The organism is Serratia sp. KH_031, from assembly GCF_057839655.1.
The window spans coordinates 3,145,868-3,160,006 of the sequence record NZ_CM174496.1 but is presented as its reverse complement, the minus strand read 5'-3'; the positions used below and the strand labels follow the sequence as shown (position 1 = coordinate 3,160,006).

Here is a 14,139-nt window from a genome sequence, read left to right as displayed (position 1 = left end):
AAGACTAGTCAGGATGATGGTGATGATGGTGGTTGAATTGTACGCGAGTCATATTGATTCTCTTTAATTAAGGCAAACTAGGCCGAATTGCTAACTAACCTAAACGATAGGCGCTGTCCCACGCAACACTTTTTTACCATCATTACTTTAATTTATTGAAACAGGTGTAGTGATTAGTAACCCTAACAGGACACGTTGTTGATTGTATCCCCATTCAGACTGGCGTAGCCTTTACTTATTATTCAGGAGAAAACGCCATGAAAAAAATCGCTATTGTTGGTTTGGGTTGGCTGGGTATGCCGTTGGCGCTCTCGCTGATGGCGCGAGGGTATGAGGTGGTTGGTAGTAAAACCACCCCGGACGGCGTAGAGGCGGCGAAGCTGAGCGGTGTGGAATGTTATCAGTTGGAACTGACGCCGGATGTCATTTGCGATCCGGACGATCTGGCAGCCTTGTTGCGTGTCGATGCGTTGGTGATTACCTTACCCGCGCGGCGGACGGCAGAAGATAGTCAACGCTATCTTCAAGCGGTGCAATTGCTGGTGGATAGCGCCAAAGCATTCGGAATATCCCGTATCATCTTTACTAGTTCCACCTCGGTGTATGGTGAAACCACCGGCACGGTACGTGAGGACTCTCCGTTACAGCCGATTTCTCCTTCCGGCAAAGTATTGGTGGAGCTGGAAAACTGGCTGCATCAGTTGCCGGATACTTCGGTGGATATTTTACGTTTGGCGGGATTGGTTGGAGCTGAGCGTCATCCAGGACGTTTTCTAGCAGGTAAGGTCGAAGTGAAGGGCGGTTCGCTAGGTGTTAATCTGGTCCATCAGGATGATGTGATCGCGGCGATCCAATTACTGTTGAAATTGCCGAAAGGCGGCCGTGTTTATAATCTGTGCGCGCCGAAACATCCGCGCAAAAGTGAATTTTATCCTGAACTGGCGAAGCAACTGAATTTAACACCGCCGCAGTTTACCGAAGAAGCTGAACAACCGGGACGATTGGTGGATGGCGATCGAATCTGCAAAGAATTAGGGTTTGAATATCAGCACCCTGATCCGGCTTATATGCCAATGAATTAAAAGTAAAAAGGCGCGAATTCGCGCCTTTTTCATCGGTAGGATTAAACTTTCGAACCCCACAGATCGTATTCGTCAGCGTTCTCTACCTTCACTTTGACGATATCGCCCACTTTCACGCCGCGCTCACCGTTCAGGTAAACCGCGCCGTCGATCTCAGGAGCATCAGCCATACTGCGACCAATTGCGCCTTCTTCGTTCACTTCATCGATCAGCACTAACACTTCACGGCCAATCTTGTCTTGCAGGCGTTGGGCAGAGATCTGCTGCTGCAACTGCATAAAGCGGTGGTAGCGTTCTTCCTTCACTTCTTCTGGTACTTGATCCGCTAACTGATTAGCGGTGGCACCTTCAACCGGGCTGTATTGGAAGCATCCAACGCGATCCAGCTTGGCTTCTTGCAGGAAGTCGAGCAGCATCTGGAAGTCTTCTTCGGTTTCACCGGGGAAGCCGACGATAAAGGTGGAACGCAAAGTCAGATCCGGGCAGATTTCACGCCAGCGTTTGATGCGCTCCAGCGTGCGTTCTACTGCGCCAGGGCGCTTCATTAATTTGAGGATTTTCGGGCTGGCGTGTTGCAGCGGAATGTCCAAATACGGCAGGATTTTTCCTTCCGCCATTAATGGGATCACGTCGTCCACGTGTGGGTACGGGTAGACGTAGTGCAGGCGCACCCAAGCCCCCAGGCTGGCGAGTTGTTCGCACAGACTGACCATGCTGGTTTTTACAGGCTGCCCATTCCAGAAACCGGTACGGTGTTTGACGTCGACGCCGTAGGCTGAGGTGTCTTGCGAAATCACCAGCAACTCTTTCACCCCAAACTCCACCAGACGTTTAGCCTCGTCCAGTACGGAACCAATTGGGCGGCTGTCGAGATCGCCACGCATCGAAGGGATGATGCAGAAGGTGCAACGGTGGTTACAACCTTCGGAAATTTTCAGATAGGCATAATGTTTTGGTGTCAGTTTCACGCCTTGCGCTGGGATCAGGCTAGTGAACGGGTTATGTTCTGGCTTCGGCACGTATTGGTGAACGTGTGATAAAACCTGTTCGTAGCTGTGTGGCCCGGTAATTTCTAATACCTTTGGATGCACTTCGCGGATCTGGTTTTCTTTCGCGCCCAGACAGCCGGTCACGATCACTTTGCCGTTCTCATTCAGCGCTTCACCGATTGCTTCCAGCGATTCTTGTACTGCACTGTCGATAAAACCGCAGGTGTTAACGATCACCAATTCGGCATCGTCATAGCGGGGAACGACCTGATAACCTTCGTTACGCAGTTCGGTCAGGATACGTTCTGAATCCACGAGGTTTTTCGGGCAACCTAGGGAAACAAAGCCAACGCGTGGGGCTTTTGGGGTCATAGTCTGTGACATAGTTCAATCCAAAAAAGAAAACGGGCGGATTTTACACATCGGCCCGGTGAAATTACACAGTTATCTGCTGTAACGAGTATAGATTATTTTATAACCATCCCGAACGTTTCAGTTTTTGATATAAGAATGTGCAGCCAATGACGGTGATCCCTAGCGTCACGTGGTATGCCCAAGGGAATTTCAGCTCTGGCATATCTTCGAAGTTCATACCGTACAGACTGAAAATTACCGTTGGGATCGCTAAAATCGCCCCCCAACCCGCCAGTCGTTTAACCACTTCGTTCTGTTTTACCGTTACCAGCGCTAAATTAACGTGCATAGCGTTGGTCAACATTTCACGCATATCGTCGAGCTTGCTGACCACTTGCCGCGCGTGGTCTTGCACATCGCGCACGTAGGCGCGCAGTTCTTTTGGGATCACGTCTTCATGCAAACGAATCAGTTGATTGCAAATTTCATCCATCGGTTGAGCGGCGTTACGCAGAGCTAATAAGTGGCGACGCAGTTTGTAGACGTTCTCGATAGCGGTTTGATCGAACTCAGACTTGAACATATTCGATTCGATACTTTCAATCAGCGTCTCAAATTCGCCGACGATATGACGATAGTTATCGACGATAAAGTCCAACACCGAATACAAAGCAAAGCCGGGGCCGTGGCACAGTTGTTTCGGGTTTTCTTCTGCCTTCGCGCGGATGGGGGCGTAACTGGACGATGCGCCGTGGCGTACTGTGACTAAGAAATTTTTGCCGACGAAAAAGTGGGTCTCGCCGTATTCGACTTCTTCATTATTCAGTTGCGCGGTTTTGACCACGATAAACAGTGAGTCGCCGTACACTTCCAGCTTGGGGCGCTGATGAGCGGAAAGAGCATCTTCAATTGCCAAATCGTGCAGGCTGAACTCTTCTTGCACTTTGCGCATAAATGCTGGCTCTGGCTGCCATAAACCCAGCCAGACAAAGGCGTCTGGCTGTTTCACCACTTCACTGATGTCATCAATGGTCACATCGCCAAGCCGCTTGCCTGCCTTATATGCCACACTGTTTACAACCATGTTTTTCGCTTCCCTTTTATTCGATGGCAAAAAGATAACACGCCCTCGAAGTGAGAGCGCGTTGACAGTATCGGAAAATCTAGGTTAACGGCAACATGATGGTGGCTTGATAAGCCGGACGGGTTTTTAATTGCTGATACCAACGTTCCATATGCGGACGGGGTTTACGCGTAATGGGCATTTCGAACCAAGCGTAGATAAAGCTACCCAACGGGATATCACCTATACCAAACTCTTCACCGGAAAGGTAAGGCTGTTTTGCCAGTGTGGCTTCGACGATATCGAAATGTTTTTCCAGCTCGGCAATCGCCGCTTCAATTTTCGGCATATCACGTAGGTCGGGCTGAGTGCGAACCATACCCCAAAATACCGGACGGAAAGAATCGACGATGGTGGAGGTATTCCAATCCATCCATTTTTCGGCGTTAGCGCGTGCCTGTAAATCTTGCGGATAGAAGGGCGCTTTACCGAACTTGGCTGCCAGATAACGCACGATGGTGTTGGATTCCCACAAGACAAAATCATCGTCTTTTAATAAGGGCACCAAACCATTGGGGTTCAGAGCGCGATACTCGGCTTCATTCACCTTGCCGTAGGCTCCACCTGCGAGGATATGGTCAAATTTCAGATCCAGTTCTGCAGCACACCAGAGCACTTTCTTGACGTTGTTAGAGTTGGTACGACCCCAAATAGTCAGCATAAACGCCTCATTGAAGGTTAATGGATTCGCACTATACCTACGCTTTTTTGTTACTTATTTCAACGTTCCCAGCGGCAGATTTCCCAACCCTGTTCAATCGCCAGTGCTTCTAGCTTGCTATCGGGGTTCACCACGGTTGCGCTATCGACATATTCCAACAACGGTTTGTCGTTGAATGAGTCGCTGTAACCGTGAGTATTTTCAAATTTGAGCTCGGGATGCGCGGTTAACCACTGTTGTAGGCGGATCACTTTGCCTTGCTGAAACGTCATTACGCCATAGGTACGGCCGGTAAAACGATTTTCTTCGATTTCAACGCCAATCGCTAAGGCGTCATCAGCGCCAAGTTGCTGGGCGATAGGTTTGACCAAGTGCTCTCCAGTGGCGGAGATGACCAGAATGTAATCGCCGCGTTCGCGGTGCCAAGTCAGACGTTCACGCGCCGCCGGGTAGACACGGGGTAGGATGTCGCGTTGGATATAACGCATTACCCAAGCGGTGACGGTATCAACGTAGCATCCTTCTAAAGGAGCCAGCGTCACCCGCATGTACTCCTCCATAGGAAATCCGCCTTGATAGTAGGACTGCATCAATAACTGTTCCTGCTTTGCCAGATCTTCTGCAGCGAAGCCTTGCAAGATTAACCAGCGTATCCACAGGCCAGCGCTGTCATCATCAATCAAGGTTTCGTCCAGGTCGAATACGGCTAAATCCATCAGTTTTCTCCGGCAGGTTAAGTAGAGGGTGGATATAGGATAGTGGATCTGGCGAAATCGCGCAGAGCATAAGAAACTTTGATGACAGTTACGCTGCATTTTGGTGAACGTTTGCAGAACCTAGATAGTATGATTATGTAAAGATGCTGAAAATTAACGCTAACTTCTGTAAAAATAAGAGAAATCTAATATACTCGTCATACTTCGAGCTGCATCTTTGTTGGCTTTCCTCACTCACCCGAATCACTTACTGGCGTAAGCTCATCGGGGTTCGCTGCGTTGCCGCCTCGATGCAACTCGAATTATTTAGAGTATAAACTCCTATTTAGGGGCATATTTTAATGCGTTGGACGGACACTTCGACATGATAAATACACAGTTATCGACTTCATTCAAAAAACTGACTTTTAGCATCGGGTTGTTGCTGATGGTTGTTCCTGCCACTCATGCTGCCGAAGCACCGGTAGCGCCACAGATAGATGCTAAAGCCTTCGTGTTGATGGATTACAATAGCGGCAAGATCTTGGCAGAAGGCAACCCGGATACGCGTCTTGACCCTGCCAGCTTGACCAAAATTATGTCTAGCTATGTGATTGGCCAAGCGCTCAAAGCGGGCAAAATCAAACCGACCGACATGGTCACCGTGGGCAAAGACGCTTGGGCGACGGGGAACCCTATCTTGCGCGGTTCTTCGCTGATGTTTATCAAGCCGGGCGATCAGGTGCCAGTTTCAGAATTGAATAAAGGCATCGTGATTCAGTCTGGAAACGACGCCAGTATTGCATTGGCAGATTATGTGGCGGGTAGCCAAGATTCGTTCGTCGGCTTGATGAACAACTATGCCAAGTCACTGGGTTTGCAAAACACGCATTTCCTCACGGTGCATGGTCTGGATGCGGAAGGGCAGTACAGCACCGCACGTGATATGGCGCTGTTGGGGCAGGCATTGATCCGCGACGTACCGGACGAATATGCGCTGCATAAAGAGAAAGAGTTTACCTTCAATAAAATCCGTCAGGTGAACCGCAACCGTCTGTTGTGGAGCAGCAACCTGAATGTGGATGGGGTTAAAACCGGTTTCACCAGCGGCGCGGGGCATAACTTGGTGGCTTCAGCCACTGATGGCCCGATGCGTTTGATCTCGGTGGTATTAGGCGCACCGAGTGACCGTGTGCGTTTTAGTGAAAGCGAAAAATTGCTGACTTGGGGTTTCCGCTTCTTTGAAACGGCTACACCGATCAAGGCTGATAAACCGTTTGTGACGCAACGTGTCTGGTTCGGCGATGAAAGCGAAGTGCCACTTGGCGTGGCAAAAGACGCGGCGATCACTATCCCGAAAGGGCAAATGAAGAACCTGAAAGCCAGCTTCAAACTGAACCAACCAAATCTGGAAGCGCCGCTGACGAAGAATCAGGTGGTTGGTACTATCGACTTCCAGCTTGATGGAAAAACTATCCAACAAGTCCCGCTGGTGGCGATGCAGGAAGTGAAAGAGGGCAACTTCTTGAGTCGTATCTGGGATATGTTAATGATGAAAATCAATCAGTGGTTTAGCTAAAAAGCAGAGGGCGCATTAAGCGCCCTCGTTCTTATCCGTAACAAGCAGTTTTATCAGTTACAAGCCACGACTTTAATCGCCAATCCACCCTGAGATGTCTCGCGATATTTGGCATTCATGTCTTTGCCTGTCTCGTACATGGTCTCGATCACCTTATCTAAGCAAACCCGAGGCTCGCTGGTACGGCGCAACGCCATACGTGCGGCATTGACTGCTTTTACTGCTGAAATGGCGTTACGTTCGATACAAGGCACCTGAACCTGTCCGGCGAGGGGATCGCAGGTTAGACCCAAATGGTGTTCCATCGCAATTTCTGCCGCGATGCACACCTGCGCAGGGCTGCCACCCATGAGTTCCGCCAGACCTGCCGCCGCCATTGAACATGCCACGCCGACTTCACCCTGACAGCCCACTTCAGCACCAGAGATTGATGCGTTCATCTTATACAGCGCGCCAATAACACCAGAAGCCAGGAAATAGCGGCTGTAAGAGTTAACGTTGACCGGGCGGATAAACTGGTCGTAATACGCCAAGACCGCAGGAATGATGCCGCAAGCGCCATTAGTTGGTGCCGTTACTACGCGGCCACCCGCGGCATTTTCTTCGTTAACGGCAAAGGCGAACATGTTGATCCAGTCGACGACGTTCATCGGATCGGTGTTGTTCTTGTCACCGGTCACCAGTAAACGACGCAGTGCCGCAGCACGACGTTGCACCTTCATCGGCCCCGGCAGTAAACCTTCGGTATTCATACCGCGTTCGATACCGGTTTTCATCACTTGCCACACGTCGGCGAAATGCGCTTCGATTTCGGCTTTGCTGCGCAGTGCCAACTCGTTTTGCATTACCAATCCAGACAATGACAGCCCAGCCTCTTTGCAATGCTGCTGCAAATCGTGCGCGGAGTTGAATGGGAAGGGGATCTGCACTTCATTACTATCAGGCTGGCCAAAGTGCTCTTCATCAACAATGAAACCACCGCCGATGGAATAATAAGTTTTGCTGTGTAGCAACTTCTCACCGGCAAAGGCGCGGATGCTCATGCCGTTTTCATGTAGCGGCAGATTACCGCTGTGGAAGTTCATGCTGGTTTGCAGCGGGAAATCTACTTCGTGTTGACCGTTTGCCAACAACAGACGACCACGTTGCTCTACATCGCGGATAAAACCGGGGATGCTATCAATATCTACATTGTGTGGCAGATTACCGGCCAAGCCCATAATTACTGCGATGTCGGTGTGGTGGCCTTTCCCGGTCAGAGACAACGAACCATATACATCAACGACCACACAGGTGGTGTCTGCCAACACGTTATTGGTAATTAAATCATCGGTGAATTGTTTACCGGCTTTCATTGGGCCGACGGTATGGGAGCTAGATGGGCCGATACCGATTTTGAAAATGTCGAAAACGCTAACCATGGGCGCGCCTCTTTGAGTTATTCAGCGGGAATGCAGGAAAAGCAGCCGGTGCGGGGAGCACCGGCTTGAAGTGATTAGCCGATCAGGCTGAACACGATAGCGGTGATGGCAATCAGACCCATCACAACAACGAATACGTTGCTGATGTGGCCGCTGTATTTACGCATGGCTGGAACTTTACGGATGGCGTACATCGGCATCAGGAACAGCAGCATCGCGATGATTGGACCACCTAGGGTTTCAATCATACCCAAGATGCTTGGGTTCAGCGTAGCAACAATCCAAGTGGTCACCAGCATGAAGATAGCGGTCATGCGGTTCAGCTTGTTAGTGCTGATGGTTTTACCACGGCTCTTCATTGACTTGCTTACCAGACCATTGAAGCCTTCACGAGCGCCCAGATAGTGGCCCAGGAAGGACTTGGTGATAGCCACAAACGCGATAACCGGAGCGATATACTCGATCATCGGGTTGTTGAAGTGGTTTGCCAGGTAAGACAGGATTGAGATATTCTGTGCTTTAGCTTCTGCCAGATCCGCTGGGGACAGGCTCAGTACGCAGCTGAACACGAAGAACATAACGGTCAGCACCATCATGATGTGTGCGTAAGCCAGAATGCGAGAACATTTTTTCTCCGCATCTGGGCCGTATTCTTCACGCTTGGCAACCGCAAAGGCGGAGATGATTGGAGAGTGGTTGAAAGAGAACACCATCACTGGGATAGCCAGCCACAGCGTCATAATCAAACCGCGACCCATACCAGCGCCTGAACCAGAGAGTGATACGTTCTCGAAGATGGCCGTCGTCCAGTTAGGGATCAGATACAGAGCCAGCAGCATTAACGTGGCAACAAATGGGAATACCAAGATACTCATGGTTTTCACGATAGCTTGCTCACCAAAACGCACGATACCCATCAGGCCGACGATCAAAATCAGCGACAGAATGGCACGCGGTGGTGAAGCCATACCTAACTGGTGAGTAATAAAGCTATCGACGGTGTTGGTGATAGCGACACTATAAACCAACAGAATTGGGTAGATGGCAAAGAAGTACAGCAGGGTAATCAATTTACCGGCGCTGATACCGAAGTGTTCTTCTACAACTTCAGTAATGTCTTCACCTGGGTTCTTACCAGACAACACGAAACGGCACAGGCCGCGGTGCGCAAAGAAGGTCATCGGGAAAGCGATAATCGCCATGATGATCAAAGGAATCAAACCACCGATACCGGCGTTGATTGGCAGGAACAACACGCCTGCACCGATTGCGGTGCCATACAGACCCAACATCCACATGGTGTCGGTTTTACGCCAAGTACTAGAAGAGCCTGACGCTGTTGAGGCAATAGTACCGGTTTGAGTAGTGTCCATAAATATCTCCGAGGTGAACACGATAATTAAAAAATAAAAACAAAACTTAGGTTGAAACCCGAAGAAGTCATCTCAGATGATTCCCTCAGTAAAAATCAGGTGCTGCACACGGGGATAAATAACTTTCCCCCTGGTTAATCATTAAGCTAATTATCTTTTGGCATTTATTGCCTGATAATCAACCAAAAAGCTTTCACCTGTTTAAGCGTGAAAAGTGGTGGTATCTGCCAGGAGATCTTTGTCCCCCAATTTTTGTTGGCGGCAAGATAACGATTTACAGCAGAAACAACCGTGATCCTGCTCGCAAATGCACGATGTGTGCGTATATGCACCTTTTTTGTGTTTTTTAGTGTGTATGTTGCACGATTGTGTAAGATTTTGTGCTGCAACCTCTTCCATTAGCCCACATTTTTTATCCGGTATGAATAGATAATAACCAGATAAAACGCTATCAATGACAGCAGGGCGAGCAATATATTTTAAGAGAAGGTTAGGATCTAGCTAAAAACCCGTAGAAAGGCTTTTTGGTGACGCGGATCACACTTTTGTTTTTGTGGTGATTCAATCTATCCTATTGTTATCATTTGGTTTTAAGTGAAACTCCTTGTAATTTAGTAGGTTAATTAACCTAAGTTTAAGCAAAGATAAATCAGTTCTTATTCATCATATAAATTTGTCGATTTGGTTATTTTTAATTCACCTTGGTTAAAAGTTTGTTATTTAATTCCCCGTTCGGACAAGTTTTATTTATCATATAAATCCATCTGGGAAGAAACCTCATCGAGTTATATAAGGTTACTTTTAATTCATTAATAAATAGTCGCAGAGCGATTTGTTGCATTTCGTTAACTCAACTTTATGCGCAGGCATAACCATAATGAATTTAATTGCGCACTATTTGTTCAAATTTAACTGCGGAAAAATGGGGGAAGATGAGCACTGCCGGGAAGTCCGGCAGTGAAAGACCACTCAGTAGCGTAGGGTAATGTTGTTGCTATTGAAGTATTCGATGAATTCTTTATCTGGTTGGCGGTCAGTAATCACGCGATCAAACAGGGTCAGTGAACCAATGCAGGCGGGTTTGGTTTTGCCAAATTTGCTGTGATCGGCAATCAGGATTTTTTGTTGCGCCATGGCGAGCGTTCGATGCTTCATTTCTAACTCGTCGAAGTTAAAGCATGTCGCCCCGTGTTGCAGACTTAAGCCCGCGGCAGAGATAAAGGCAATATTCGGGCAGATGTGGTCAATCTCATTGCGCTGACCGAGAGAACTAAAGATGTAGTTATTCGGATTGAACTCACCGCCACACAAGATCACCTTGCATTGGGGCTTGTCTTGCAATGCTAAAAAGGTGTTGAGCGAATGACAAACTGCGGTGAAGGGGAGTTCGTCATCAATGGCGTCGATGATCGCTGGCGTTGTGGTGCCACAGTCGAAGAATACGGTGTCATTGGCGTTGACCAACGGAGCCGCTAACATGCCGATGCGACGTTTCTCTACGACTTGTTTGGCTTTCTGATCGGAGACAAAGTAGTGGGTGACGCCGTTGCTACGTGGATCGGCCACCACGTAGCCACCCAATAACACGACCGCCGTGGGTTCAGCACTGAGATCGCGACGGATGGTCATCTCTGATACGCCTAACAGCGCGGAGGCTTCTTTTAAATGGATTTTATCAGAGCGCTTTAACGCTTGGATTAATCGGTTGATACGTTCTTCGCGCCGCGTTTCCATCAGTTCTTCCCACTGGTTTCAGAGTTAAAAAAGAGTAGCGTGCTTATTTTATTATGCCAAACACAACAATGCGGGGTAATACGTTCAGCAACGTATTACCCCGCATTTGACTATCTTACCGCTTTAACGCCTAAGGGCGTTGACTGTCAATAACTGCCTGCAGCAGGTTGAGCGCCGGAAACGATAGCGACGCCTGAACTGGTGCCGATGCGGGTTGCCCCTGCTTTAATCATTGTTTCGGCAGTGGCACGATCGCGCACCGCGCCAGACGCTTTCACGCCCATTTCGCTACCCACAGTTTTACGCATCAATTTGACGTGCTCTTCGCGAGCACCGCCAGTGCTGAAACCGGTGGAAGTTTTAACGAAGGCGACATCGAGCTCGCGACACATTTCACAAACCTGAACGATTTGTTCATCACTGAGCAAGCAGGTTTCCAATATTACCTTCAACGGGATCGCGGCGCAAATCTCACGTACTGCGGCGATATCGGCTTTAACTTCTTCCAACAAGCCACTTTTCAGCCAGCCGACGTTGATCACCATATCGATCTCTTGCGCTCCAGCAGCGATCGCCGCTTTGGCTTCAAAGGCTTTGCTCACGGTCAAACCTGCACCCAGTGGGAAACCAATCACTGAACAGACTTTCACCTGGCTTTCCTGCAGCAGATGCGCTGCCAAAGGGACATAACCAGAATTCACGCAAACGGCATAGAAGTTGTGTTGTTGCGCTTCTTCGCACAGTTTGGCGATCTGCATTTCAGTGGCATCCATAGCCAGCAGGGTGTGATCGACATAGCTTGCGTAATCAATGTTCTCGTTGCTCATCTTGATTCCTTAGTGAGTGAGGTTTTAGTCATAGAAAGGATACTGAATGTGATAATAATAACATTCAAAAAATCTAATTTCTAGCTGAAACTCGCGTAATTAACGGAGTGGTGGCGTATGGCTATGTTTTGGCAGGATCAAAAAAGGATTTTGTATGTTATTTAAATAACATTTAATGAGGTTCGGGGTGATAACACCCCGAGAGGAAAACTATTCTTTAACCCAACCTTTACGGATGGGGAAGGCAAATAGGAATTGATATAGGCGCGTTAACCCTGCGGCGATCGCATCACCAAACAAATTCCATACCAATTGAGCAAACAAACAGCCGACGATGCCAAGTAGGAAACCACCGACCATGTCCAGCGGCCAATGCACGCCGAGGTAAATGCGTGACCAAGCGATGCTGATGGCGACTACCATCAACAATATTCCCGACCATACGCGGTGCCAACAGAGAAAAGCGATGGCAAAGGTAAAGATGGCAGTACCGTGATCACTCGGAAAAGAACTGTCCGGTGCATGGGTTAAAAATGTATAACCCACACCGGCAACAAATGGACGCGGGTGCGGTAGCAAGGTGCTGATCGTTGCCGCTGCACTCATGGCAAACAACAGAGCGATGGTTGTTTTAGCGACCAAGACACGTTGCGAGGCTAATTGATGTTGCGGTCCCCAAAGCCACAACCCGACCATTAACAATGGTATGATCATAATCAGATCGCGAGCTATGAAAGTGGCAACATCGATCAGCCACTCCGGAGAAGCCGGGGTAGCATTAATCCAAGAAAATAAAAAGTAATTCAATGACTCCACGCTTTTACCTCACTTTGCGGCAAAAATAGCCGCTAACGCCCCAATAAACCACAAGTTGACTGAGCCAAACCCACCAGCCCGCCCACAGGTTATGAGAAAGAAAATGTGCCCCGCGCATCACTTGACCAAACCCCATCAACATGCCGAGTGCGATGCCACCCAACCAGCACCAATAAGCCAAGCGTGGGCGCTGTGGATAAAACAGGAAAAACAAAGCCATCACCGCAAAACCACTAGAGGCATGACCGCCCGGAAAACAACGGCCTGGTCCCGGATTAGCCGGAATGGTGCCGAACAGCGGGTAAGATATTGCTTTACCGCCATATTCCAATAAATCCCACGGGCAGGAGTGTGCACTGGTTGCTTTCAGAATGCCGACCACCAATGGCCCTATCCCCACCAACAACATGGTAACGATAAGGCGTGAATTGCGGCGGTAGATACCATAGAACAACCCCAGTACAGCCCCGCTGATGACGCAGATTTTCAGCAATCGGTGATTGATCAAATCTAACCACTGATTGTTCTGCCAAGGGAAACGTTGGCTAGCAGCATCGAACCAATAATTACTGATGGCCCAATCCAGTTGTTCATTACGTGATAACCAGAGAAACAGTAACCCACTGACAATCAACCCAAAAACTTGCCAACGGTAAAAGGATGTCGGCAAGGAGTAAAGGGTATTAGTCTGAATCGGCGCTGTTGTTGAGGTTTGATTTAATGAAGGTTTTGAGGTGTTGAATGGGTTCACGCGGTTGCTCATCAATATCGTTGAATCGCGTGACAGTAATCATTTTGTCTTAAGAAAACCTTAGCGCTGTAATGTTATGTAAAGCCAGCGGGACTCGGATTTAACCTATAATTACACCTTATGAGTTATGCTAGTGTACGCGCCGATTAGTCGATAAATCATAAGGATGATAAATGAAAAAGCTTTCTTTAATGCTAACTAGCGTTTTAATGGCGACTTCCGCCAATGCAATGGCGGCCACAGCAACTGAAAATTCTGATCTGAGCAAACAGCCATTGGAAAAGGTAGCGCCTTATCCAAAAGCGGAAAAGGACATGACTCGTCAGGTGATTTATCTACCAAAACAGGAACACGAAGAGAACTACAAAGTGGAACTGTTGATTGGCAAAACCCTAGAAGTTGATTGCAATCGTCACATGATGGGCGGTGAACTGGAAAGCAAAACCCTAAGTGGCTGGGGCTACAACTATCTGGTGCTGGAAAAACTTTCCGCTCCGGCCTCGACCATGATGGCCTGCCCAGATAACAAAAAGACTTCAAAATTCATCCCCGCTAATTTGGGTGACGAAGCGATGCAGCGCTACAACAGCCGCCTACCACTCGTCGTCTATGTACCAAAAGATGTCGAAGTGAAATACCGCATCTGGCAAGCCAGTGAGAAAGTGCAAAACGCCGAGCAAAAATAATTGCGTTAATGGTTAGCACAGCTAAGAGATTGCCGACCCGCCAGAAGA

Annotated in this window: 14 protein-coding genes and 1 other annotated feature (1 of these 15 running past the window's edge); of the genes, 3 read left to right on the top strand and 11 right to left on the bottom strand. The window is 48.6% G+C overall.

What is annotated here, in order from left to right; all coding sequences use genetic code 11:
• Positions 1–29 (bottom strand) — a sequence feature (His leader region) (it extends 104 nt beyond the left edge of the window).
• Complete coding sequence (hisL, locus tag AC3ISQ_RS14295; RefSeq protein WP_100396937.1) at positions 5–52, bottom strand: his operon leader peptide; 48 nt, start codon at positions 50–52, stop codon at positions 5–7. It overlaps the preceding feature by 25 nt.
• Positions 53–257: 205 nt before the next feature.
• Here hisL and AC3ISQ_RS14290 point away from each other — a divergent pair, with 205 nt between their 5' ends.
• The gene (locus tag AC3ISQ_RS14290; protein ID WP_489347506.1) at positions 258–1,082 is read left to right on the top strand and encodes an SDR family oxidoreductase; all 825 of its coding nucleotides are present in this window, start codon (positions 258–260) and stop codon (positions 1,080–1,082) included.
• A gap of 41 nt (positions 1,083–1,123) precedes the next feature.
• Here the strand turns inward: AC3ISQ_RS14290 and rimO are convergent, their stop codons facing one another.
• From rimO to AC3ISQ_RS14270, 4 genes are all read right to left on the bottom strand, one after another.
• On the bottom strand, positions 1,124–2,455 hold the full coding sequence (gene rimO / locus AC3ISQ_RS14285; RefSeq protein WP_489347504.1) for a 30S ribosomal protein S12 methylthiotransferase RimO: 1,332 nt from the start codon (positions 2,453–2,455) through the stop codon (positions 1,124–1,126).
• A gap of 88 nt (positions 2,456–2,543) precedes the next feature.
• The gene (locus tag AC3ISQ_RS14280; protein ID WP_489347502.1) at positions 2,544–3,509 is read right to left on the bottom strand and encodes a magnesium and cobalt transport protein CorA; all 966 of its coding nucleotides are present in this window, start codon (positions 3,507–3,509) and stop codon (positions 2,544–2,546) included.
• Between the two features lie 79 nt (positions 3,510–3,588).
• Positions 3,589–4,209, bottom strand: a complete 621-nt coding sequence (locus AC3ISQ_RS14275) for a glutathione S-transferase family protein (protein ID WP_489347500.1) — start codon at positions 4,207–4,209, stop codon at positions 3,589–3,591.
• A 59-nt stretch (positions 4,210–4,268) separates the two neighbouring features.
• A complete protein-coding gene (locus AC3ISQ_RS14270; RefSeq protein WP_489347499.1) occupies positions 4,269–4,925 on the bottom strand; it encodes an HAD family hydrolase in 657 nt (218 codons plus the stop codon).
• A 364-nt stretch (positions 4,926–5,289) separates the two neighbouring features.
• Here AC3ISQ_RS14270 and AC3ISQ_RS14265 point away from each other — a divergent pair, with 364 nt between their 5' ends.
• On the top strand, positions 5,290–6,483 hold the full coding sequence (locus tag AC3ISQ_RS14265; protein WP_489347497.1) for a serine hydrolase: 1,194 nt from the start codon (positions 5,290–5,292) through the stop codon (positions 6,481–6,483).
• A 53-nt stretch (positions 6,484–6,536) separates the two neighbouring features.
• On the opposite strand, the gene AC3ISQ_RS14260 is transcribed toward AC3ISQ_RS14265, so the two are convergent.
• The 6 genes from AC3ISQ_RS14260 to AC3ISQ_RS14235 all read right to left on the bottom strand — a co-directional run bounded on the left by AC3ISQ_RS14260 (position 6,537) and on the right by AC3ISQ_RS14235 (position 13,417).
• Complete coding sequence (locus AC3ISQ_RS14260) at positions 6,537–7,904, bottom strand: L-serine ammonia-lyase (protein ID WP_489347495.1); 1,368 nt, start codon at positions 7,902–7,904, stop codon at positions 6,537–6,539.
• A gap of 74 nt (positions 7,905–7,978) precedes the next feature.
• Positions 7,979–9,277 carry an HAAAP family serine/threonine permease gene (locus tag AC3ISQ_RS14255; RefSeq protein ID WP_489347493.1) on the bottom strand — a complete coding sequence of 433 codons (1,299 nt, stop codon included), beginning with the start codon at positions 9,275–9,277 and terminating at the stop codon, positions 7,979–7,981.
• 969 nt (positions 9,278–10,246) lie between these two features.
• Complete coding sequence (gene deoR / locus AC3ISQ_RS14250) at positions 10,247–11,011, bottom strand: DNA-binding transcriptional repressor DeoR (RefSeq protein WP_489347491.1); 765 nt, start codon at positions 11,009–11,011, stop codon at positions 10,247–10,249.
• 146 nt (positions 11,012–11,157) lie between these two features.
• Positions 11,158–11,838, bottom strand: coding sequence for a deoxyribose-phosphate aldolase (gene deoC, locus AC3ISQ_RS14245; RefSeq protein ID WP_489347489.1), 681 nt, complete (start codon positions 11,836–11,838; stop codon positions 11,158–11,160).
• A gap of 210 nt (positions 11,839–12,048) precedes the next feature.
• Positions 12,049–12,654 (bottom strand): undecaprenyl-diphosphate phosphatase, encoded by a 606-nt coding sequence (gene ybjG, locus AC3ISQ_RS14240; protein ID WP_489347487.1) that lies wholly within the window; start codon positions 12,652–12,654, stop codon positions 12,049–12,051.
• A 4-nt stretch (positions 12,655–12,658) separates the two neighbouring features.
• Positions 12,659–13,417 carry a phosphatase PAP2 family protein gene (locus AC3ISQ_RS14235; RefSeq protein WP_489347485.1) on the bottom strand — a complete coding sequence of 253 codons (759 nt, stop codon included), beginning with the start codon at positions 13,415–13,417 and terminating at the stop codon, positions 12,659–12,661.
• A gap of 161 nt (positions 13,418–13,578) precedes the next feature.
• Between AC3ISQ_RS14235 and eco the strand changes: the two genes are divergently transcribed.
• Positions 13,579–14,091: a serine protease inhibitor ecotin gene (eco, locus tag AC3ISQ_RS14230; RefSeq protein WP_489347484.1), complete on the top strand. Its 513-nt coding sequence runs from the start codon at positions 13,579–13,581 to the stop codon at positions 14,089–14,091.
• Positions 14,092–14,139 lie beyond the last annotated feature (48 nt).